Here is a 21,133-nt window from a genome sequence, read left to right on the forward strand (position 1 = left end):
TCCTCATCCTTGATATTTTTCAGGTGGTTTTACACGGTGCAAATGCGGTGGGCGGTTGCCCGACCGCTATTAGTGTTTTATCGGGGTGCCCAAGTTGTTCAGCCAGGCCCGCATGACGTGGCTCGCGGCGCGTGTCAGGCGGTCGCCGAGGTTTATGGCCTCGCTGCGCAACGCAACAGGATCGATGCCGGTTTGTGCCAGTTCGCTGGCATGGCCAACCAGCCATTGCTCGATGTTGGCGGTATCGGCTTCGAGGTGAAATTGCAGGCCGAGAATCGTGTTGCCCGCGGCGAACGCCTGATGAGCACCCACCTGAGTACTGGCCAACAGCACAGCGCCTTCTGGCACATCGAACTGGTCGCCGTGCCAGTGCAGCACGGGGGTGTCCATCAGCGCGGCGAGCGGCGAGTCTTGACCAGCCGCGGTCAGGGTCAGCGGTGAAAAACCGATCTCCTTGACCCCCATCGGGTAGACGTCGGCGTGCATGGCCCGGGCGATCAATTGCGCACCGAGGCAGATGCCCAGCAGGGGATTTCCGGACGCAACGCGCTGGCGCACCAGTTTCAATTCGTCGTGCAAAAACGGATACAGCTGCTCGTCATAAGCTCCAATAGGGCCGCCGAGTATGATCAACAAGTCAGCCTGCAGCACCGGCTCGCTGTAGATGGCGTCGACCGTGGGGTCCAGGTAAATCAGCGTATAGCCTTCTTCGGCCAGAACGGCATCGAGGGTGCCAACGTCTTCGAAGTGAATGTGGCGCAATGCAATGGCAGTTTTCATGGAAAAAACCAGTTGTTGAAGTAAGGACGGTAAGTGTTCATACCGTGGTGGAGAGGTCGACCTTGATCGTCCCGGATTGCGGGAAGGTGCAGCAGGCGAGGGCGTAGCCGTCGTCCTTGTCCTTGTCGGTCAGGCAAAAGTCGGGCTCAAGGGTGTAGTGACCCTCCGATACCTTCAGCCGGCAGTGACCGCAGATGCCGGCGCGGCAAAGGCTGCGCACCGCGATGCCGCTGGTTTCGAGCATCTCCAGCAAGCTCTTGCCGGCGGGCGGCTCCAGCACCTGATCGTTGTGGTTCAAGTGCAGGCGCAGCGTCGCGTTGGCCTGAGCCTCAGGCTGTGCGGCGGAGGCCGGCGCGGCCGGTGGCGTGAATGACTCGATGAGCAAGCGGCTCGTGGGGAACATGGCCAGAGTGTGTTCGCGCATGCCTTGGGCGAAGCCATAGCTGCCGCAAATCACCACGCGGTCGGGGTTACCCAGCCGGCTCAGGTCCTGGGCTTGGGGACGACCGGCGCTGAAGTGTCCGTTGTTGTTGACCGCTTCGCGGGTTACGAACACCTGCAAGGAGAACCACGATGTGGTCAGCTCAAGCTCCAGCAACTCATGTAGAAACGAAATCTCGGCGATGGACGGCACACACAGCAGCAGGCTCACATCGGGCACTGCCAATCCGCGTCGCGCGCGCTCGGCCAGGCCGCGCAGCAATGCAATCGGCAAGGTGATGCCGATGCCGCCGGCGAGCATGCCGACCTGTCGGCAACCCAGAACCGACTCCAGCGAAATATCACCTGCCACAAACTGCATCGCGGTGGTTGAGCCGGCTTGCAGCGTAGCGTGCAACTGGTCCGAAACCCCGCCACGGCCTTCGCGTTTGACCGCAATGTCGAACCGGTCGGCGCCGTGCTTGCGCGTGATCGAATACAACCGCTGGTGATGGGTGCCCGCCATGTCAGCGGCGTGCAGGGCCACGTGTTTGCCTGCCTCCAGGCTGTCGAGGAATTCGACGGGTGCGTCTACCGCGCGCAGGGTGAAGACTTTTACGTTGGCCGTTTCAATGCTGACGTGTTCGCACAGGGCTTTGAGGGATGCCATGCCGTTCATGCGCGGGCCTTCTCGCCTAAGGTTTCAATGGCATGCTCGGCACTGCTGAGGCCGTTGCCGGTCAAGCCGATCCGGTCTATCAGGGCTTCGAGCGAGTCGGTGTAGACGCTGATTTCGTTGTTGTCGCCCACGTCATGCACGATCTCGCCGGCATGGGGGAAATCCAACATCGAAAACACGGTGGCCCATGCGCCCATTTCGTTATTGGCGAACATCTGCACCGTGCGCAGGATGATCGAGCGCAAGTACTCGCGTTCCTTGCGGCTCAGGCCATTGACGATGTCGGAAGCGACGAAGCTGAAGACGCTGGAATGGCTCCACTCGTCCATGGCATGGGTGCGTGTGACCTCATGGCACACCGCCTGAATGCTGGCGTCCTCGGCCATGGTCTTGAGGTAGTCGGTGATCAGCGTTTCGCTGGCACACGCGACGCCGAAGCGGGTCAGGCGTCGCTCCCATTCGGCGGTGCAGTTGGCCAGGAGGGCCTCGCGCCAGGTCACCAGGTTGAACGCGCTGAAGTCCAGCGGGGTGAGTTTGCGCATGTCATAGATATAGTTGCAGGCCATGATGGACATGCGCGTGTGCAGGGCTTCGTCGAGCAGTGCCTGAGACATCACGTCTTGCAGCAAGGCGCGGTTGTTGCTCGGCGGCGGGGTCTTGATAATGTCCTCGCAGGCAGGCACGACCACATTGCATTCGATGTAGATGGTCTTGAGGTTGTAGATGCCCCACGCATAGGACAGGCATTTGGATTGCAGGTCCTGAGGGGCTTCGAGCCAGGCCTGGTGATGACGAAACGGTAGCAGCGACAGACTGAAGTCTTGCTTGTCGGCATCGAAGGCGAGGCCCCAGTAGTTAGGTTGCGGGTTGTTGACGGCCGCGCGGGTTTTCCAGAGCGTGGAGAGTTTGGCCAGCATGTTTTTTACTACGTCATCGGTACCACAATTCAAACGTTCCATGTTTTAACTCCAAGGAAATCGGCTATTGGTGTTAGGGTTTACCGTGCAGTCCTTGCAAAAATAACGGGTCCGCACAAGCGAGGGTGCAGTGCAATAAATGCGGGACGGCGCCCTTCAAGTCTGCGGCAAAAACACGTTGCGGCTATTGATTCAGGTCACTTGAATGCCACTTGGAGTGCCGCCGTTTTTCGGGCCCTGGCCATGGACCGCTCCTGTATCAGAGTCAGTACAACGGTCAGGCACATGAAGGCGGCGCTGGCCCAGAAAATTGCGTTGGGCTGACCTTGGTCGAGCAGCCAGCCGAACCCGACGGGCCCGATGGCGCCACCGATGTTGAAACCGGTAGAGACGATGCCGAAGGTTTTACCTTCGGCACCCTTCGGGGCAGCCGCTCGTACCAGCATGTCGCGAGACGGTGCGATCACCCCGGTCAGGAAGCCCGCAGCCCCCAGCACGACCAGCAGCGCCGGCTCGCTCAAGCGTGCCGTTGCGACCAGCAGCATCAGCACGGTGGCCAAGGCAAACGCGCTGGCTGCGACGACGCCATGGCGGCGGGTCCGGTCGGCCAAGGCTCCCCCTGCCAGCACGCCGAAAGCGCTGGCAAAGAGGAAGGCGGTCAACGCCGAGTTGGCCCAGGTCAAGGCCACGCCCTGGCCTTGCATCAGGGCGGCGACCGAGAACTTCTCAATCGCGCCGGTGCTCAGGTTCAGCAGCACGAACAACAGGGTCAGGCTGAGCACCATAGGCGAGAGCAGTGACAGGCGACTGGCGCCGATGGGTGTCGGGTCGGCGGCGAGAGACACGCGACTGACTCTGGCCAGTGCGGAGCCAGGGATCAACAACAGCGCCAGCACGAAAAAGCCCACCAGTGCCGCCGCCGCGAAGGCCATGGGCAGGTTGCTCGCCACCGCGATGCCCAGCAAAAACGCCGGGGCCACGGCCGCGCCAAGGAACCCGGCAAAGGTATGCACGGAGAACGCCTTACCGATGTGGGCGGGGTCAATATGGCGGGACAGCAGGGCGTAGTCGGCCGGGTGATAAACCGCGTTGGCGACGCCGGCCAGTACCATGCCGATCAACAAACAGGTGTAGCCGGGCAGGAGTGCAATCAGCAGGAAACTGCTGCTGCCCAGTGCCAGCGCGACCAACAGCAAGCGCCTGGCACCGTAGCGGTCCACGGCAAATCCCATGGGTGCCTGTACCAGCGCTGTGACGATATTGAACAGACTCAACGCCAGGCCCAGTTCCACATACTCCACCTTGAAAAAAGCCGGAAGCAGAGGGAATAGCGCCGCCAGCACCATGATGTGCAAATGACTGACAAAGTGTGCGGCGGCGACCTGTGGCAGCAACCCGATACGAATCGTCATGGCGAAACCTGTGTAGTGAGCATGGCAAATTCGGCGCAGAGCTTAATGAGGCGATGGTCTTGCGCGATAGTCCATTACCGATGAGGCCACCAGACCACTTTAAATGGCGGCGATTTCACCGCGCCTGCCCCTGCATAGACGTGTGGCAAGGGCTTTGAGGGCGGTGGTCTGCAACATCTGAGCGAACTGGTATGGTTGGCCGGCCCGTGGGCGGATAGGGTAGTGCGGCGTGTTATCGGGCGTTTACAAAGGGAGTGACCATGCCGCATTTCGCTTATCGGGAGGGCCACGCGCTGCCAGGGGTCAGCGGCGTTGCGCTGCCTCAGGTGGACGGGGAGGTGTGGCGCGCCATTGACGCCGAGCGTCAGCGCCAAGTGCAGTCAATCGAGCTGATCGCCGCTGAGAACGTGGTCAGTCGTGCGGTGCTCGAGGCCCAAGGGTCGGTGCTGACCAACAAATATGCCGAGGGCTACCCAGGGCGTCGCTATTACGCCAGTTGCTGCAATGTCGATGCAATTGAAGAGCTCGCCATCGAGCGGGCCAGGCAGCTGTTCAGCTGTGCCTATGCCAACCTGCAACCCCATTCGGGCAGCCAGGCCAACCAGGCGGTGTTTCTGGCTCTGCTGGCGCCGGGGGACAAGATCCTGGGCCTGGACCTCAAGTCCGGAGGGCATGTGTCCCATGGTGCTGCGTTCAACTTGTCCGGTCGCTGGTTTCAGGCCCTTAGCTATGGCGTGCACCCGGTGACCCACAGGGTCGACATGGATCAGGTCGAGCAGATCGCCCGACAAGAACGTCCACGCCTGATCATCGCTGGGGCCTCGGCGTACTCACGGGCGCTGGATTTCGCCCGGTTTCGTGCGATTGCCGATGAGGTGGGTGCGTACCTGATGGCCGATATCGCCCACGTCGCAGGGTTGGTCGCGGGTGGTGCGTATCCGTCTCCTGTGCCGTTCGCCCATGTCACCACCCTCAGTACCCATGCCACATTGCGCGGCCCGCGTGGCGGGATGATCCTGTGCAATGAGCAGGCCATTGCGCAGAAGATCAATGCGGCGGTGTACCCCGGCCTGCAGGGCGCAGCACTGATGCATATCGTTGCAGCCAAGGCCGTGGCACTGGGCGAGGCATTGCAACCGGCCTTCGGCGCTTATGCCCACGCCGTGGTCGCCAATGCCCAGGCCTTGTGCGGCCGATTGGCTGAAGGTGGGCTGTTGGTCGTGTCGGGCGGGACCGACTGTCACTTGGGCGTGATTGACCTGCGGCCGTGGGGCCTGGTGGGGAATGTCGCCGAGCGTGCGTTGGAGGCAATCGGCATTACCGTGAACAAAAATGTCGTGCCCGGCGATGAGGTCAAGCCCACCGTGACGTCCGGCATTCGTCTCGGCAGTGCGGCGTGCACTTCGCGTGGCATGGGGGTCGATGAATTCAGGGAGATCGGCGACATGATTCTGGCCATGCTCGGTGGCGTGCGCAGCGGTGCCCTTGACGGCCGCACTGAACGTTCGATTCGTGAAGGTATCAGCGACCTGACCAAGCGTTTCAGGCTGCCGTATTAACCTTCTGCGCTTTTTTGAAAAGGAATTCCGATGCCCGGCTTCATCCCCACCGGCCGCCTGGCGGCTACCCGCACGTCACGGTTCAGGTTGTTCAGCACCGCCAAGCCTCAACCCGTCATCACGGTTGAATACTCAAAGTTGTCCCCGCGTGCGCGGATGGCCGTCCAGGCCCAGCAGCTGCTGATGAACTATGCACTGGGCCATTAGATTTTCAGGGCGTTGGCCAGGCGCAACATGGCGGCTTCTATTTCATACGCGGTCAGGGAGGAGTAGCCCAGCAGCCAGCCCTGTTGCTTCGGTTCGCCCGCGTACAAACCGCTGAGGCCGGACAGTTGCACGCCGGCAGTGGCGGCCTGGCGGATGGTTTTTTCCTCGGACCATCCGGCTTTCAGCAAGCAGGGGATTTGCAACCCGCCCGGCGGCAGTTCGGCGGTGACCACCGTGCTCAAGTACTTGCCGATGGCGTCGTGCATGATCGACCGGCGTCCGGCATACAGCTTGCGCATGGCCCGGACATGCGCGTTGTAATGGCCGTCCTCCATAAAGCGCGCCAGCGTCAGTTGCAGCGTTTGCGGAGTGTGGCCGTCCATCATGCTGCGCGCATAGGCAAAGGGCTTCACCAGTTCGGAGGGCAGCACCATGTACCCCATGCGCAGTCCGGGGTAGAGGGTCTTGCTGAAGGTGCCGATGTAGAGCGTGCGCTGATACTTGTCCAGGCCTTGCACGCACGCCGTGGGTTGCCCGTCGTAATGGAACTCGCTGTCGTAGTCATCCTCGATGATCCACTTGCCTTTTTGCGCCGCCCAATTGATCAACTCAAGACGCCGCTCCAGCGGCAACGTTGCGCCAGTGGGATATTGGTGAGAGGGCGTGACATACACGCAATTGGCGCCGCTGCGGTCGGCGTATAACAGGTCGGTGCGGATGCCCTGTTCATCGACATCAATGGGCATCACCTTGGTTTCGGCGATCTGGAAGGCCTTGCGGGCGCCGTAGTAGCCGGGGTTTTCCATCAGAATTGGCTTGCCGGCGTCCACCAGCAATTGCGCGCACAGATACAACGCCTGGCGCGTACTGCTCAAGACCAGTACCTGGTCGGGGGAGCATTTGGCGCCGCGTTCGAGGTTCAGGTAGGTGGCAATCGCTTTGCGCAGGGGCTCAGCCCCTTGTGGATCGCCATGCAGCAGCACGCTCGCGCGATAGTCCTTCATGACCTGGCGCTGCAAACGCTCCCAGACATCCGTCGGGAAGCTGCGGGTTTCCGGCAAACCGGTGGCGAATGCCTTGATGACTTGCTGATCGCGCACGCCGCCGGTGTCGAAGATCATCCGTCCGCGTTGGCTGAGTTCGGCGCCCGGTGCGGCGACGCTGCTCCTGATTTCCTGCGCCCTGAGGCGTCGGCGGCCAGTACCGCGCAATTCGACGCCCACCGTGTCGCAGACGTAACTGCCGGCGCCTTCGCGGCGCACGATGAACCCGTCCCGATGCAACTGCACATAGGCGTTCTCGACGGTGTCGCGGGCGCACCCCAGTGACTTTGACAGCACCCGCGTGGCGGGCAGTTTCAAGCCGGGGCCGAGGGCGCCGTCGAGAATCAGCGCACGCAATGCACGTTGAATCCGCTGATGCAGATCCAGCAGCCGAAATTCAGCGTCGTTGAGGCGCATCTTCAGGGTTTCCAGCTCGAAGGTCTTCGCCATGTGGTCTGCTCTCTTTCCATGAACTGGCAGGTAAAGGCAGGCCAGTTTATCCGTAGACTCTGGCCCTCGCCAGCCTTCGGCTTTACCTCGGTGATGACGCGCAGGGCGAGCGTTCTTGAACAGGAGTTACTCAACCATGGCTCGGTCACACAACTTCAGCGCAGGCCCCACCGCGGTGCCGTTGGACGTCCTCACCCAGGCGCACGAGGAGTTTTTCGATTTTGCCGGCACCGGCATGTCCGTGATGGAAATCAGCCATCGCTCGCAGGTATTCATGGCGGTGGCCAGTGAAGCCGAACAGGACCTGCGCGATATCCTCGAGGTGCCGCCCGCCTACAAAGTGCTGTTCCTGCAAGGTGGCGCCTCGTTGCAGTTCGCTCAAGTGCCGATGAACCTGATAGGCGATAAAGGCACGGCGGATTACCTGCACACCGGCCTCTGGTCGGGCAAGGCGATCGAGGCTGCCCGGCGCTACTGCGATGTGCGCGTGGTTGCCAGCGCCCACGCGTCCGGTTTCGATCATGTCCCCCCTGCCTCGGACTGGCGCCTTAACGCCGACGCCGCCTACCTGCATTACACCGAGAATGAGACGGTGCACGGCGTGCAGTTCATCGACACGCCCGCGAGCGACGCGCCGCTGGTGTGTGATGCCTGTTCAAGCCTGCTGTCCAAGCCGATCGACATCGCCAGGCATGGGCTGGTGTATGCCGCCGCGCAGAAAAACATGGGCGTGGCCGGGTTGACGGTGGTCATCGTGGACCCGGCGTTGCTGGAGCGTTCCCATGCCTTTACCCCGGACATTCTCAACTACGCGCGCATCAGCGAAGCGCAGTCGATGCTCAATACCCCTGCGACTTTCCCCTGGTACCTCACAGGCCTGACGCTCAAGTGGATCAAGCACAGTGGCGGTCTGCAGGCGCTGCATCAGCGCAACCAGGCCAAGGCGCGAATGCTTTATCACGCCATCGATGGAAGTGACGGGTTTTATCGCAACTCAGTGCAGGCACCGTATCGCTCCATCAATAACGTGCCCTTTCGATTGGCCGAGGTAGCGCTGGAGAAGACCTTTTTGCGGCGCGCGGAGCAGGCCGGTCTCAACGGCCTCAAAGGCCACGCCAGCGTCGGCGGCCTGCGCGCCAGCCTCTACAACGCCGTTTCGGTGCCGGCGGTCGAGGCTCTGTGCGACTTCATGAACGCCTTTGCGCGTGAGCATGGCTGAGCCGACCACAGAAAGTGGTCTGGTCTGCTGCGTTAAAGCGTAGGGGTAAAACCTGCCATTCAACCGCTATAAATGACCGCTTACCAGCGGCCGGATGCATCGTCCAGCAAGGAGCCAAGACCTATGTCATCTACTCAATCTCTCTCGTCCCTGCGTCTGCGGGACCTGCTGCACCCGGTGGTTGCCGGGTTGATTTCGGTGATCGTCAATTACGGCGGCACCTTCATCCTGGTGTTTCAGGCCGCCAAGGTCGCAGGGCTCAGCCCTGAGTTGACGGCATCGTGGGTTTGGTCTGTGTCGATCGGGGTAGGGGTGACCGGGCTGTTCCTCAGTTGGGTGAGCCGCGAGCCGATCATCACCGCCTGGTCGACCCCGGCGGCGGCGTTTTTGATCGTCGCCTTGGCGACCACACCCTACGCCGAGGCCATTGGGGCGTACATGATTTCGGCTGCAGCGTTCGTGCTGCTGGGCGTATCCGGTTACTTTGAAAAAGCCGTTCGCCTGATCCCGCCGGGTGTGGCAGCGGGCCTGTTGGGCGGCATCCTGCTGCAGTTCGGTATCGGTGCTTTCGCCAGCATGAGCGTCGACCCGCTATTGGTCGGGGTGTTGATCGGCGCCTACATCCTTTTCAAGCGCTTGAGTGCGCGCTACGCGGTGGTCGGCATTCTGGTGCTGGGGCTTGGCTTTCTGCTGATGCAGGGACGCGTGGACTTCACGGGGCTGACGCTGGAGTTTGCGACACCGGTGTTCACCCGCCCGGAGTTCTCGGTCAATGCGTTGTTGAGCGTGGCGTTGCCGCTGTTTCTGATCACCCTCACGGGGCAGTACATGCCGGGCATGCTGGTGCTGCGCAGTGACGGCTTCAACACCAGTGCCAACCCGATCCTCAGCGTGACCGGGCTGGGTTCTCTGCTGATGGCGCCGTTCGGTTCCCATGCCTTCAACATCGCGGCCATCACCGCCGCCATCTGCACGGGCAAGGAAGCCTCGGAAGATCCGTCCAAGCGCTGGATCGCAGGCGTGGCCGCGGGCATCTTCTACATTCTGGTGGGGATCTTCGGCGTGACCCTGGCGGCGGTGTTCATGGCCTTCCCGGCGACCTTCATCACTACCCTGGCCGGGCTGGCCCTGTTGGGCACACTCGGCGCGAGCCTGGCCAATGCCATGGCGGACGTGAAATCGCGGGAAGCGTCGCTGATCACTTTCCTGGCCTGCGCGGCCAATATCACCCTGCTGGGCATCGGCGGCGCGTTCTGGGGCCTGGTCATCGGCCTGGCGGCCTACGCCGTGCTCAATGGGCAGTTGCCGCGTCGTGAAAAGACTGCAGTCCCCCAGGCCGAACCGGTTGCAGTGCCCACCAAGGGAGCGGCCAACTGATGCCTGATCAAACCGAAGACCTCAACATCCTGCATGCGCGCCATGGTCGTTACCCACAGGCCGACAGTGTCGAAGATTTTCGCCGCAACCTGGCCGCCGTGCAGCAACGCATTGTCGAGGCGTGCCGTCGGGTAGGGCGCGACCCTGCCGGTGTGCGCTTGTTGCCGGTCAGCAAAACCTTTGATGAAGCTCATCTGCGTCTGGCCTATGCCGCCGGTTGCCGCCTGTTGGGCGAGAACAAGGTGCAGGAAGCACAGCGCAAGTGGGAAGCCATGACCGATCTGCAAGACCTGCAATGGTCGGTGATCGGCCACTTGCAGACCAACAAGGCCAAGCAGGTCGCACGCTTCGCCAGTGAGTTCCAGGCCCTGGACAGCCTGCGGGTGGCCGAGGCGCTGGACCGTCGCCTGCGCATTTTAGATCGGCAGATGGACGTGTTCGTCCAGGTCAATACCTCCGGCGAAGCCAGCAAGTACGGGCTAGCGCCCGATGACGTGGCGGCTTTCCTGGAGACTATGCCAGCGTTCCCGACACTGCGGGTTCGCGGGTTGATGACGCTGGCGCTGTTCTCGGCCGACGCGGTGCGGGTGCGCCCTTGCTTCGTCCGGCTGCGTGAATTGCGCGACCGCTTGCGTCATTGCGCCCCTGACGGGGTGTCGCTGCAAGAGCTGTCGATGGGCATGTCGGGTGACTTTGAAATCGCCATTGAAGAGGGCGCGACCGTGGTCCGCGTCGGGCAGGCGATCTTCGGTGCCCGAGCCATGCCGGATGCGTACTACTGGCCGACCGCCGATGCCCGCCCCCTTATTGAAGACACGTTGTTGTCGATCACACCCAGCCGTTGATCCCCCTCTACAGGAGGCCTGCAATGTCCGCTGCACCCGCTTACCTCATGCACACCTCAGCCCGACAACCGGTTTCGTTCAGCCGAGGCCAGGGCGCCTCGTTGTGGGACACCGAGGGTGTTGAATACCTGGATGCCATCGCCGGTGTGGCGGTGACGAGCCTGGGGCATGCCAACCCCGAAATTGCCGCGGCCATCGCCGAGCAAGCCACGGTGTTACTGCACACGACCAACATGTTTCGCATCCCATGGCAGGAGCAATTGGGCGAACGACTGTGCCTGCTATCGGGCATGCAACGGGCGTTTTTCTGCAACTCCGGAGCGGAGGCCAACGAAGCGGCTCTCAAACTGGCCCGCCTGCACGCCAACGCTCGGCAGGTGGCCCACCCCCAAGTGTTGGTGATGGAGAACAGTTTTCACGGGCGCACCCTGGCCACACTCGCCGCCACCGGCAATCCCGCCGTGCATCGTGGCTTCGAGCCTCTGATGCCGGGCTTTGTGCGGGTGCCTTTCGACGACATCGAGGCGATTCGCCAGGTCGCGGCGCAGTCACCCGATATCGTCGCGGTGCTCGTCGAGCCGGTGCAGGGTGAGGGGGGCGTGCACGCCGCTTCTGCCGGCTACCTGCAGGCGCTGCGCCAACTGTGTGATGAACACGACTGGCTGATGATGATCGATGAAGTGCAGACCGGACTGGGCCGCACCGGTACCTGGTTTGGCTTTGAGCACGCGGGCATCAAGCCGGACGTCATTACCCTGGCCAAAGCGCTGGGCAACGGTTTCCCTATCGGCGCATGCCTGGCGCGGGGCAAGGCCGCCCAGCTGTTTTCCCCCGGCCACCATGCGTCCACGTTCGGCGGTAACCCGCTGGCATGCCGCGTGGGCTGCACAGTGCTCGACATCATGCAGCGCGATCACATCCCGCAACGCGCTGCCGCCTCGGGCCGCCGCTTGTTGGCAGCCCTGAAGCTGGCGCTGGGCAACCATCCTGAGGTGGTGTCCGTTCGCGGCATCGGCTTGATGATCGGCATTGAACTCAATGGCCCGTGCGCCGAACTGGTCGGCCGGGCCCGTGAAGAACAACGCCTGCTGATCACCGTCACACGGGGCAACACCGTGCGCCTGTTGCCGCCGCTGATTTGCGATGACGCACAGATCGACGACATCGCCGCGCGTATCACCCGCCTGCTGTCACCCGCCGCTTGAATTCTTGACCAAGGACACTTTGCATATGTACGACTCGACGCTGACCCTCAACGCTTTCGACCCTGAGCTGTATGAATCGATTCACAATGAAGAGCATCGCCAGGAAGACCATATCGAGCTGATCGCCTCGGAAAACTATGCCAGCCCGCTGGTGATGAAAACCCAGAGCACGGTGCTCACCAACAAGTACGCCGAAGGCTACCCCGGCAAGCGCTATTACAGCGGCTGCGAATACGTCGATGTGGCCGAGCGGCTGGCCATCAAGCGGGTCAAGGCCCTGTTCGACTGCGATTACGCCAACGTGCAACCCCATGCGGGCGCCCAGGCCAACGCGGCGGTCTTCCTGGCACTGATCAACCCCGGTGATACGGTGATGGGCATGAACCTGGCCCAAGGCGGTCACCTGACCCACGGCAACCCGGCCAACTTTTCGGGGCGTCACTACACCATCGTGCCTTACGGACTGGACCCGAAAACCGGCTTTCTCGACTATGACGAGATGGAGCGAATCGCACTGCAGACTCGCCCAAAAATGTTGATCGGTGGTTTTTCCGCATATTCGCGGTACAAAGACTGGGCGCGCATGCGCAGCATTGCCGATAAGGTTGGGGCTATTTTCTGGGTCGATATGGCCCACGTCGCCGGGCTGGTCGCCGCGGGCGAATACCCGGATCCGCTTCCCCATGCGCATGTGGTGACCAGCACCACGCACAAAACCCTGCGTGGGCCACGCGGTGGTTTGATTTTGTCCAAGGGACAAGATGAAGCCTTCTACAAAAAGCTCGATTCCGCTGTGTTTCCGGGCGTGCAGGGCGGGCCGCTGATGCACCAGATCGCGGCCAAGGCCGTGGCCTTCAAGGAAGCGCTTTCGCCTGAGTTCAGCATCTACCAGACCCAAGTGGTCATCAACGCCCGGGCCATGGCCGGGGTGTTGCAAAAGCGCGGGTACAAGATCGTCTCGGGCGGCACCGACAACCACATGATGCTGATCGACCTGTCCGACAAGCCCTACACCGGCAAGGAGGCCGACGCGGCCCTGAGCAGTGCCTATATCACCGCCAACAAAAACTCGGTGCCGAATGATCCGCGCTCACCGTTTGTGACATCCGGCCTTCGTATCGGTACCCCGGCGGTGACCACCCGCGGGTTTGGCGTAGAGGCCTGCGAGCAAGTGGCCGGCTGGTTGTGCGACGTACTGGATGCCCTGGAAAACGGAAGCAGCGAGAAGGTCGGGCACCACGTGCGCGAACAAGTTGTAGCGCTGTGCCGTCGTTTTCCGGTCTATCGCTGAGTCTGGCCCGGCCATTGCCTGATCGGGTGGTGGCCGGGTATTCAACTGTTTTATCAGGCGATCCCTTTGGCCGCACCCGCGTGCCATTGAGCAGGCAATTGCCCGCAATCCGCGACTTGTACACTCGCGGATTGGGGTTCGCCAACGTGCGTGCATTCCGCCACAATTGATCCAGTGCCTTGTTGCTCCCCGTGGCACTCGCCCCAAACGCATCGAACAATGGCGTCGTCGCTGCCAACGTGGCGTCCACCACCGAATTCACGCCAGGCAAACTTCCAGCTCCGCCAATGTCAGCTGCGGGTCGTCGTGCCACGGCTGCGTTTAAAAACTATCTGGTGTTGGAGCCTTTCGGGGCTCCAAGCGACTTTATCGCTTCTAGACATTCCTGCCTTATTCCAGGGCACTCGCCTTTGCTCCTGATCATCCAACCCGACAGACCCTGCGCTCAGCGGCGGGTGAAGCTGACAAAACCGTAATCTTTTGCTCAGCCTTCTGAAAGCTTGTACCCATCAATATCGTCATCGAACTTGGCAGTATCTCCTGTCTGCCGTGTCATCCGACTGACTGGGAGCGAAGTGCCATGCAACCTGACCCATCAAGACGAACCTTTGTGAAGGGACTCGCCGCCGCCGGAATTCTCGGTGGCCTCGGAATCTGGCGCACACCTGTCTGGGCGATCACCAGTCCCGGCGAGCCGAATGTCCTGGCCGGGACTGATTTCGACCTGTTCGTCGGCGAAACCCCGGTCAACATCACCGGCAACCCGCGCATCGCGATGACCGTCAATGGCGGCATTCCCGGCCCCCTGCTGCGCTGGCGCGAAGGCGACACCGTGACGTTGCGGGTGAGGAACAAACTCAACGCTGACACTTCCATTCACTGGCACGGCATTCTGCTCCCGGCCAACATGGACGGCGTGCCGGGCCTGAGTTTTCATGGCATTGAACCGGGCGGGATGTACGTCTATCAATTCAAGGTCCGGCAGAACGGCACTTACTGGTATCACAGTCATTCGGGGCTTCAGGAACAATCCGGTGTTTACGGCCCGTTGGTGATCGATGCCAAGGAGCCAGAGCCGTTCGAGTACGACCGCGATTACGTAGTGATGCTCACCGACTGGACCGACGAAGCCGCGGCCGGCCTGATGAAAACGTTGAAAAAACAGTCGGATTACTACAACTACAACAAGCGCACCGTGGGCGACTTCATCCACGACGTCAGTGAAAAAGGTTGGGGTTCCACGGTCGCAGATCGAAAGATGTGGGCTGACATGAAGATGAACCCCACGGACCTGGCCGACGTCAGCGGCTCGACATACACCTACTTGATGAACGGCCAGGCGCCTGACATGAACTGGACGGGGGTATTCCGCCCCGGCGAAAAACTGCGTCTACGCTTCATCAACGGCTCGGCCATGACCTACTTCGACGTACGCATTCCCGGTCTGAAAATGACGGTGGTCGCCGCCGACGGTCTGCACGTCAAACCGGTGAGCGTCGACGAGTTTCGCATCGCGGTGGCGGAGACATTCGATGTGATCGTCGAGCCGACCGAAGATGCCTACACCGTGTTCGCCCAGTCGATGGATCGCACCGGCTACGCCCGTGGCACGCTGGCGCTGAAGACGGGGGTGTCCGCGCCGATACCGCCGCTGGCCCCGAGGCCGCTGGTGACCATGGATGACATGGGGATGGGCGGCATGGATCACGGCAATATGGGCGGTGACATGGCAGGCATGGATCACAGCGCCATGGCTGGTATGGGCGATATGCAGTCCCACCCCGCGACTGAAAGCAATAATCCGCTGGTGGACATGCAAGCCATGACCACCTCCCCCAAGCTTGATGACCCAGGCCTCGGCCTGCGTGACAACGGTCGTCGCGTCCTGACCTATTCCGACCTGCGCAGCACCTTCGAAGACCCGGACGGCCGCGACCCCGGCCGCACCATTGAACTGCACCTCACGGGCCACATGGAAAAGTTCGCCTGGTCATTTAACGGTGTGAAGTTCTCCGATGCCGAACCGCTGCGCCTCAAGTACGGCGAGCGAATCCGCATCGTACTGGTCAATGACACGATGATGACTCACCCCATCCATCTGCACGGCATGTGGAGCGATCTCGAGGACGAAAACGGCCAGTTCATGGTGCGCAAACACACCATCGACATGCCGCCCGGCTCCCGGCGCAGTTATCGCGTAACCGCCGACGCACTCGGCCGCTGGGCCTATCACTGCCACCTCCTGTATCACATGGAAATGGGCATGTTCCGTGAAGTTCGCGTGGAAGAATGAGGCGCTACCCATGATCAGGATCACTCCAGTTTCTTTAACGCTCGTGACCGCGAGCCTGACACTGTCCTCGGCGATGGCGGCCACGGACGGCATGCAGAACATGGACCACAGCCAGATGCAAAGCATGGACGACGGCCAAATGCAGCCCGCTGCGCCGACCGAAAGTCGCACGCCGATTCCGGCGTTGACCGATGCCGATCGCGCCGCTGTGTTTGTCAGTCCGGGTGGGCATAAGGTGCACGACGCCGCGCTCAACACGTTCTTTCTCGCAGAAAAACTTGAGTGGCAGGACGCCGATGACGTCAGCGCCCTGGCCTGGGATCTCTCCGGCTGGATCGGCGGCGACGTCAACCGTTTGTGGCTGCGCTCCGAAGGCGAACGCACCAACGGCAAGACCGAAGATGCGGAAGTCCAGGCGCTGTGGGGCCACGCAATCTCTCCGTGGTGGGACGTGGTAACCGGCGTTCGCCAGGATTTCAAACCCGGCGCCCCGCAAACCTGGGCGGCGTTTGGCGTGCAAGGCATGGCGCTGTACAACTTTGAAGCCGAGGCCACGGCGTTTATCGGCGAGGGTGGCCAAGCCGCCGCACGACTGGAAGGCGACTACGACATCCTTCTGACTAATCGACTGATTTTGCAGCCAACTGCAGAACTTAATGTTTACAGCAAAAACGACCCGCAACGCGGCATCGGTTCTGGCCTGTCCAACACTGAAGCGGGCCTGCGTCTGCGTTATGAAATTCGTCGTGAGTTTGCGCCCTACATCGGCGTGACCTGGAACCGCACCTACGGCAAAACAGCTGATTATGCCAACGACGAAGGCGAGGATCGCAGCGAAGCACGTCTGGTCCTGGGGGGCCGGCTGTGGTTCTAGAACGCGTCAACTTAACAATCACAATAATTACCGCTTGAAGCGGTCAGAGGTCTTGTATGCGCCCGATCAAAACCACCGTTGTTGCCATCGCACTTTCCACCGGGCTGCTGCTGAGCCCATTCGCTCAGGCACACCCGAAACTGCTCTCCTCTACGCCACAGGAAGGCGCGGAAGGCGCGGCCCCCAGCAAGATCGAACTGCACTTTTCCGAAAATCTCGTGACCCAGTTCTCCGGCGCGAAACTGGTCATGACCGAAATGTCCGGCATGGCCCACGCCCCGATGCCCATGAAGGCCAAAGTCTCTGGCGGCAGCGACCCGAAAACCATGATCATCACGCCGCTCTCTCCTTTGCCCGTCGGCAGCTACAAAGTCGAATGGCGCGCGGTGTCATCGGACACTCACCCGATCACCGGCAACGTCACGTTCAAAGTGAAGTAATTGATGAGCGATTGGGTCAGCATTGCCCTGCGCTTCGGCGTGTACCTGGATTTGATGCTGCTCTTTGGCGTGGCACTTTTCGGCTTGTACAGTTTTAAAGGACCAGAGCGAGTGTCGGGTGCCGTGTTGCCGTTTCGGTCTATCGTGGCGGGTACGGCGGTACTCGGTGTGCTGGTGTCTGTCGCCAGCATGGTGATGATGGCAAGTGCCATGAGTGGGGAGTTGGACCTCGCTCAGCTGCGTCCGCATATTGAGATGATGGTAGTCGAGATGGATGTCGGGCGGGCCTGGGTCGTGCGCATCGTTGTGCTGGTCTTTGCCGGTTTGGCTATGATGTTGAACCAGCGTGCGCCTGGCTTTAGCTTGTTGGTCGCCGCTATTGCTGGCGGGATCGCCCTTGGAAGTCTGGCCTGGAACGGTCATGGGGCAATGGACGAAGGCAGTCGTCGTTTTTGGCATTTTACAACGGACATACTGCACTTGCTGGCGGCAGGGGCCTGGCTCGGCGCTTTAGTCGCATTTGCCTGGATGGCAAGACGGGACATGCTGCAAACCGAAGAGAGCATCAAATTGCTGGCCCGGACCGTCACCCGATTCGAATCGGTGGGAGCCTTAATCGTCGTCGCCATCACCGTCACAGGCGTCGTGAACTACCTGTTCATCGTGGGCCCAAAATTCGATGTCTTGCTTCCAAGCACTTACGGGAAGTTACTGATCATTAAAGTGATGTTGTTTGCCGGGATGCTGATGCTGGCCGCACGGAACCGATTTCACCTTGGTCCCCTTTTGGAGCGGTCGTTTAGGGAGGGGAAGTATCGAGTGGCGGCGAGTGCGTTACGGCGCAGTGTGTTAGTCGAATTGTCGACAGCGTTTTTTATTGTGGGACTAGTGGCTTGGTTGGGAACCTTGAGTCCCGAAATGGGGATAGCATCGAGTTAGCATTGCCAAAAGTTGTACTTCATAGTTATTGCGTGTGAGCTATAGCCACATCAACGCCCCAAGGCGAAGCGCACGGATTACGTGCACTGCCTGAGACAGTTTTTAATCCTTAAGATCACCAGCTTTCGCGCTCTTGTGTAGGAAACTGGATTCCTGTCTCCAGTAATGCATTTATTTCTTTCAAGAAATCCGCAATAAAATCCGCTAACTACCTCTACTTCAGAAATCTCCTACGTAACGCTAGGCTATGTAATTAGAGGCTTTGAGCGTACTCTTGAATCCGCAATAAAATCCGCGGTTCTGGAGATACGATGAGCACTGAGTCGACTATTGGGACCCACTGGCTTGAGCCGCTGATGCCGGTATTTCCGAGTGAAATATTGCAGTTGGCTGAGCAGGTGCCGTTCCAGGCAGGAAAGCTCAGTGCAATGGTCGCTCCGCCAATGTTGCAACGCGTAGGCGGTTTGCTGCGCGTGACCAGCAGCTTCTACAGCAACTTGATCGAAGGCCAATTCACTGAGCCGGTGACACTCGCTCCGACTGCTCCCAAACGCCATCGCAAGGAGCTGACAGAGCTTGCAATGACCCACATCGGTACTCAGCAGGCCTTTGAAAGAATGTTGGCTGTGTATAAGGATCTAACCTGGGAAACGATGTTCAGCCCCGCATTTGTTGCGCGCCTGCACAGACGTCTTTTCCATTGTGCCAGTGATGAACAGTTGGGCCTGAGCGACGGTACTCGGTTGGTGCCAGGGCAATTGCGTGATATTGCGAGTAGAGAGGTTCTGGTCGGTAATCACGCAGCACCACCGAGCCAATCCGTCGGCCCCATGTTGACCCGTATGCAGCAGGTTTACGGTCGACTACCGGATGCGCGGAGCCGGTTACTTTCCGTCATGGCTTATCACCACCGCTTGGCATGGGTGCATCCTTTCGTCGATGGAAACGGCCGCACAGTCAGGCTGCTCACTCACCTGCAGTTGCAAAAGCTGGGGTTGGTTTCGCCGCTATGGTCTTTATCTCGTGGACTGGCTCGCGAGCAGGAGGCCTATTACGCACGATTGACCAATGCTGACAAACCGAGACGAGGGGATCTGGATGGCCGTGGGCAACTGACTCAGGCAGGTTTGTTCGAGTTTGTTGGATTCATGCTGGAAACTTGCCTGGACCAGATGAAATACACCGAGCGCGCACTGAACATTTCAAACATGCGCGAAAGGCTGCATACCATTTTCGTGTGGGAAGAGCGGATCAAGAAGGCGGGGGTGAAGCCGGAAGTTGCCCGCGCACTGCATGTTCTGCTGACTCAGGGGACACTGAGCCGCGCCGACTTCAAAATATTCACCGGACTGTCTGATCGAGTGGCAACTGACCAGTTGAAAAGTCTGGTACAGCTCGGGTTGGTCGAGAGTGCAACACCAAAGGCGCGCGACCTGTATCCCGGGTTACCGATCTGGTTTGCCCAACTTCTGTTCCCTGATTTGCATCAGCGGATGACTGCAGCGGTATAGGAGTTGAGTCATGGATCGCTTTCAGGAAATGCAGGTCTTCGCCGCCGTCGCTCAAGACCAGGGCTTCTCCGCCGCCGCGCGGCGCCTCGGTTTGTCGGCTGCGAGCGTCACCCGCGCCGTTGCTGCATTGGAGCAACGAATCGGCACGCAATTGCTGATCCGTACCACTCGCAGCGTGCACCTTAGCGAAGCGGGTCAGCGGTACCTGGAGGACTGTCGGAGAATTCTCGCCGAGGTGCAGGAAGCGGAGGATTCGGCCGCAGGCAGTCACGCCCAGCCTCGTGGGCAACTGACGGTGACAGCGCCGGTGCTGTTCGGTGAGTTGTTTGTCACACCGGTGATGACCGGGTATCTCACGCAGTATCCGGACGTTTCGATCAACGCGTTGTTGGTGGATCGGGTGGTGAGCATGGTCGAGGAGGGGGTCGATGTGGCGGTGCGCATCGGTGAGCTGCCGGACAGTAATCAGCATGCGATTCGGGTGGGTGAGGTCAGGCGCGTGGTCTGTGGTTCGCCGCAATATCTGGCCGAGCACGGTCGACCGCAGCATCCACAAGCGTTGAATGGCTTGCCCGTCGTCGCTACTACGGCCACCGGCCAGATGCGCAACTGGCCATTCCTTGAGGGGGGCGAATCGCTGATCGTGCGCCCGGAGCCGCGTCTGATGGTCACCGCCAATCAGGCGGCGATCAGAGCGGCTTGCCTCGGCCTCGGGCTGACGCGGGTGCTTTCCTATCAGGTGGCAAACAAAGTGGCGGCAGGTGAGCTGGAAATCGTCCTTGCCGACTTCGAACTGCCGCCGCTGCCCATTCATGTGGTGTATCAGGGCGGGCGCAAAGCGCCGACGCGGGTGCGCAGCTTTGTTGATTTCACGGTGAACGCTCTGCGTGAGCATCCATCGCTGAAAAACGCCGCGTTATTGCATTAGATGAAATGATCGATTGCGAATACTGGTGATTCTGTTGCTTTGCAGATAGGTGGAAGATGGCTCCCATCAGCGCTGCCAACCCTCGAGCGGTGCGATCATCCAGTGGAGTCGACCATGCAACCGATCAAGTTTTACAACTTCCCGCGTTCCGGCCACGCCCATCGGGTGGAACTGATGCTGTCGCTGCTGCAATTGCCGACCGAGACCATCCTGGTCGATCTGGCGAAGGGCGAGCACAAGCAGCCTGCATATCTGGCAATCAACAGTTTTGGCCAGGTCCCGGCCATTGATGACAATGGCGTGGTGCTGGCTGATTCCAATGCGATTCTGGTGTATCTGGCGCAAAAGTACGGCAACGGTCGGTGGTTGCCGAGCGATCCGGTCGGTGCGGCACGGGTGCAGCGCTGGTTGTCGGTTGCGGCCGGGCCGATTGCATTTGGCCCGGCGGCAGCGCGGCTGATCACGGTGTTCGGGGCCAAACTGAACGCTGAAGAACTGATCACTCGCGCGCACAACCTTCTCACGGTCATGGACACTGAGCTGGGGAAAACCGCGTATCTGGCAGGCGATGAGCCGACCATCGCCGACATTTCGGCGTACAGCTATATCGCCCACGCCCCGGAGGGCAATGTCTCGCTGGACGACTACGGCAATGTCCGCGCCTGGCTGGCCCGGGTCGAAGCACTGCCCGGTTTCGTCGGCATGCCGCGCACCGTCGCCGGTCTGCAAACCGCAGTCTGATTC

The 21,133-nt window shown here is 60.7% G+C and carries 18 protein-coding genes and 1 pseudogene; 13 read left to right on the plus strand and 6 right to left on the minus strand.

Annotated features, from left to right (window positions below; translation table 11 throughout):
* Window positions 1-69 precede the first annotated feature (69 nt).
* The 4 genes from AB4P92_RS15730 to AB4P92_RS15745 all read right to left on the minus strand — a co-directional run bounded on the left by AB4P92_RS15730 (window position 70) and on the right by AB4P92_RS15745 (window position 4,208).
* Window positions 70-780, minus strand: a complete 711-nt coding sequence (locus tag AB4P92_RS15730; RefSeq protein ID WP_395597840.1) for a glutamine amidotransferase — start codon at window positions 778-780, stop codon at window positions 70-72.
* Window positions 781-817: 37 nt separating this feature from the next.
* Window positions 818-1,879, minus strand: a complete 1,062-nt coding sequence (locus AB4P92_RS15735; RefSeq protein WP_395597841.1) for a 2Fe-2S iron-sulfur cluster-binding protein — start codon at window positions 1,877-1,879, stop codon at window positions 818-820.
* A complete protein-coding gene (locus AB4P92_RS15740) occupies window positions 1,876-2,838 on the minus strand; it encodes a diiron oxygenase (RefSeq protein WP_200612932.1) in 963 nt (320 codons plus the stop codon). The genes AB4P92_RS15735 and AB4P92_RS15740 overlap by 4 nt, the downstream gene beginning before the upstream one ends.
* A 155-nt stretch (window positions 2,839-2,993) precedes the next feature.
* On the minus strand, window positions 2,994-4,208 hold the full coding sequence (locus AB4P92_RS15745; protein WP_395597842.1) for an MFS transporter: 1,215 nt from the start codon (window positions 4,206-4,208) through the stop codon (window positions 2,994-2,996).
* Window positions 4,209-4,468: 260 nt separating this feature from the next.
* Here AB4P92_RS15745 and AB4P92_RS15750 point away from each other — a divergent pair, with 260 nt between their 5' ends.
* Window positions 4,469-5,767, plus strand: a complete 1,299-nt coding sequence (locus tag AB4P92_RS15750; RefSeq protein WP_042561893.1) for a serine hydroxymethyltransferase — start codon at window positions 4,469-4,471, stop codon at window positions 5,765-5,767.
* A 203-nt stretch (window positions 5,768-5,970) separates the two neighbouring features.
* Here the strand turns inward: AB4P92_RS15750 and AB4P92_RS15755 are convergent, their stop codons facing one another.
* On the minus strand, window positions 5,971-7,467 hold the full coding sequence (locus AB4P92_RS15755; protein WP_200612926.1) for a PLP-dependent aminotransferase family protein: 1,497 nt from the start codon (window positions 7,465-7,467) through the stop codon (window positions 5,971-5,973).
* 136 nt (window positions 7,468-7,603) lie between these two features.
* On the opposite strand from AB4P92_RS15755, the gene serC reads away from it, so the two are divergent.
* From serC to glyA, 5 genes are all read left to right on the plus strand, one after another.
* Window positions 7,604-8,686, plus strand: coding sequence for a 3-phosphoserine/phosphohydroxythreonine transaminase (gene serC, locus AB4P92_RS15760; RefSeq protein WP_200612923.1), 1,083 nt, complete (start codon window positions 7,604-7,606; stop codon window positions 8,684-8,686).
* A 123-nt stretch (window positions 8,687-8,809) separates the two neighbouring features.
* Entirely contained in the window at window positions 8,810-10,063 is a 1,254-nt protein-coding gene (locus AB4P92_RS15765) for a benzoate/H(+) symporter BenE family transporter (protein WP_047304340.1), read from the plus strand.
* On the plus strand, window positions 10,063-10,908 hold the full coding sequence (locus tag AB4P92_RS15770; protein ID WP_150593341.1) for a YggS family pyridoxal phosphate-dependent enzyme: 846 nt from the start codon (window positions 10,063-10,065) through the stop codon (window positions 10,906-10,908). The genes AB4P92_RS15765 and AB4P92_RS15770 overlap by 1 nt, the downstream gene beginning before the upstream one ends.
* Before the next feature lie 23 nt (window positions 10,909-10,931).
* A complete protein-coding gene (locus AB4P92_RS15775; protein WP_042561888.1) occupies window positions 10,932-12,113 on the plus strand; it encodes an aspartate aminotransferase family protein in 1,182 nt (393 codons plus the stop codon).
* 25 nt (window positions 12,114-12,138) lie between these two features.
* The gene (gene glyA / locus AB4P92_RS15780) at window positions 12,139-13,404 is read left to right on the plus strand and encodes a serine hydroxymethyltransferase (protein ID WP_115146697.1); all 1,266 of its coding nucleotides are present in this window, start codon (window positions 12,139-12,141) and stop codon (window positions 13,402-13,404) included.
* A gap of 82 nt (window positions 13,405-13,486) precedes the next feature.
* Here the strand turns inward: glyA and AB4P92_RS15785 are convergent.
* A pseudogene (locus tag AB4P92_RS15785) lies at window positions 13,487-13,722 on the minus strand (acyl-CoA dehydrogenase); the annotation flags it as partial.
* Between the two features lie 262 nt (window positions 13,723-13,984).
* Between AB4P92_RS15785 and AB4P92_RS15790 the strand changes: the two are divergent.
* The 7 genes from AB4P92_RS15790 to AB4P92_RS15820 all read left to right on the plus strand — a co-directional run bounded on the left by AB4P92_RS15790 (window position 13,985) and on the right by AB4P92_RS15820 (window position 21,130).
* Window positions 13,985-15,697, plus strand: a complete 1,713-nt coding sequence (locus tag AB4P92_RS15790; RefSeq protein WP_395597843.1) for a copper resistance system multicopper oxidase — start codon at window positions 13,985-13,987, stop codon at window positions 15,695-15,697.
* 10 nt (window positions 15,698-15,707) lie between these two features.
* Window positions 15,708-16,571, plus strand: a complete 864-nt coding sequence (locus tag AB4P92_RS15795; protein WP_395597844.1) for a copper resistance protein B — start codon at window positions 15,708-15,710, stop codon at window positions 16,569-16,571.
* Between the two features lie 56 nt (window positions 16,572-16,627).
* Window positions 16,628-17,011: a copper homeostasis periplasmic binding protein CopC gene (copC, locus tag AB4P92_RS15800; RefSeq protein WP_395597845.1), complete on the plus strand. Its 384-nt coding sequence runs from the start codon at window positions 16,628-16,630 to the stop codon at window positions 17,009-17,011.
* 3 nt (window positions 17,012-17,014) lie between these two features.
* Complete coding sequence (gene copD / locus AB4P92_RS15805) at window positions 17,015-17,950, plus strand: copper homeostasis membrane protein CopD (RefSeq protein ID WP_395597846.1); 936 nt, start codon at window positions 17,015-17,017, stop codon at window positions 17,948-17,950.
* A 311-nt stretch (window positions 17,951-18,261) separates the two neighbouring features.
* Window positions 18,262-19,461 carry a Fic family protein gene (locus AB4P92_RS15810; RefSeq protein ID WP_395597847.1) on the plus strand — a complete coding sequence of 400 codons (1,200 nt, stop codon included), beginning with the start codon at window positions 18,262-18,264 and terminating at the stop codon, window positions 19,459-19,461.
* A 10-nt stretch (window positions 19,462-19,471) separates the two neighbouring features.
* Window positions 19,472-20,389 (plus strand): LysR family transcriptional regulator, encoded by a 918-nt coding sequence (locus AB4P92_RS15815; RefSeq protein WP_395597848.1) that lies wholly within the window; start codon window positions 19,472-19,474, stop codon window positions 20,387-20,389.
* Between the two features lie 114 nt (window positions 20,390-20,503).
* The gene (locus tag AB4P92_RS15820; protein ID WP_047304334.1) at window positions 20,504-21,130 is read left to right on the plus strand and encodes a glutathione S-transferase family protein; all 627 of its coding nucleotides are present in this window, start codon (window positions 20,504-20,506) and stop codon (window positions 21,128-21,130) included.
* The last annotated feature ends 3 nt before the right edge of the window (window positions 21,131-21,133 follow it).

The sequence above is a fragment of the Pseudomonas sp. A0308 genome, assembly GCF_044218815.1.
Classification (GTDB): domain Bacteria; phylum Pseudomonadota; class Gammaproteobacteria; order Pseudomonadales; family Pseudomonadaceae; genus Aquipseudomonas; species Aquipseudomonas iridis.

What these genes read in the sequence shown, in the direction of transcription:
- AB4P92_RS15730 (WP_395597840.1), bottom strand. Translation starts at nt 780, where the DNA reads ATGAAAACTGCCATTGCATTGCGCCACATTCACTTCGAAGACGTTGGC.
- AB4P92_RS15765 (WP_047304340.1), top strand. Translation starts at nt 8,810, where the DNA reads ATGTCATCTACTCAATCTCTCTCGTCCCTGCGTCTGCGGGACCTGCTG.
- AB4P92_RS15820 (WP_047304334.1), top strand. Translation starts at nt 20,504, where the DNA reads ATGCAACCGATCAAGTTTTACAACTTCCCGCGTTCCGGCCACGCCCAT.
- glyA (WP_115146697.1), top strand. Translation starts at nt 12,139, where the DNA reads ATGTACGACTCGACGCTGACCCTCAACGCTTTCGACCCTGAGCTGTAT.
- AB4P92_RS15735 (WP_395597841.1), bottom strand. Translation starts at nt 1,879, where the DNA reads ATGAACGGCATGGCATCCCTCAAAGCCCTGTGCGAACACGTCAGCATT.
- AB4P92_RS15795 (WP_395597844.1), top strand. Translation starts at nt 15,708, where the DNA reads ATGATCAGGATCACTCCAGTTTCTTTAACGCTCGTGACCGCGAGCCTG.
- AB4P92_RS15770 (WP_150593341.1), top strand. Translation starts at nt 10,063, where the DNA reads ATGCCTGATCAAACCGAAGACCTCAACATCCTGCATGCGCGCCATGGT.
- AB4P92_RS15745 (WP_395597842.1), bottom strand. Translation starts at nt 4,208, where the DNA reads ATGACGATTCGTATCGGGTTGCTGCCACAGGTCGCCGCCGCACACTTT.
- copC (WP_395597845.1), top strand. Translation starts at nt 16,628, where the DNA reads ATGCGCCCGATCAAAACCACCGTTGTTGCCATCGCACTTTCCACCGGG.
- AB4P92_RS15775 (WP_042561888.1), top strand. Translation starts at nt 10,932, where the DNA reads ATGTCCGCTGCACCCGCTTACCTCATGCACACCTCAGCCCGACAACCG.
- serC (WP_200612923.1), top strand. Translation starts at nt 7,604, where the DNA reads ATGGCTCGGTCACACAACTTCAGCGCAGGCCCCACCGCGGTGCCGTTG.
- AB4P92_RS15755 (WP_200612926.1), bottom strand. Translation starts at nt 7,467, where the DNA reads ATGGCGAAGACCTTCGAGCTGGAAACCCTGAAGATGCGCCTCAACGAC.
- AB4P92_RS15810 (WP_395597847.1), top strand. Translation starts at nt 18,262, where the DNA reads ATGAGCACTGAGTCGACTATTGGGACCCACTGGCTTGAGCCGCTGATG.
- AB4P92_RS15740 (WP_200612932.1), bottom strand. Translation starts at nt 2,838, where the DNA reads ATGGAACGTTTGAATTGTGGTACCGATGACGTAGTAAAAAACATGCTG.
- AB4P92_RS15750 (WP_042561893.1), top strand. Translation starts at nt 4,469, where the DNA reads ATGCCGCATTTCGCTTATCGGGAGGGCCACGCGCTGCCAGGGGTCAGC.
- copD (WP_395597846.1), top strand. Translation starts at nt 17,015, where the DNA reads ATGAGCGATTGGGTCAGCATTGCCCTGCGCTTCGGCGTGTACCTGGAT.
- AB4P92_RS15815 (WP_395597848.1), top strand. Translation starts at nt 19,472, where the DNA reads ATGGATCGCTTTCAGGAAATGCAGGTCTTCGCCGCCGTCGCTCAAGAC.
- AB4P92_RS15790 (WP_395597843.1), top strand. Translation starts at nt 13,985, where the DNA reads ATGCAACCTGACCCATCAAGACGAACCTTTGTGAAGGGACTCGCCGCC.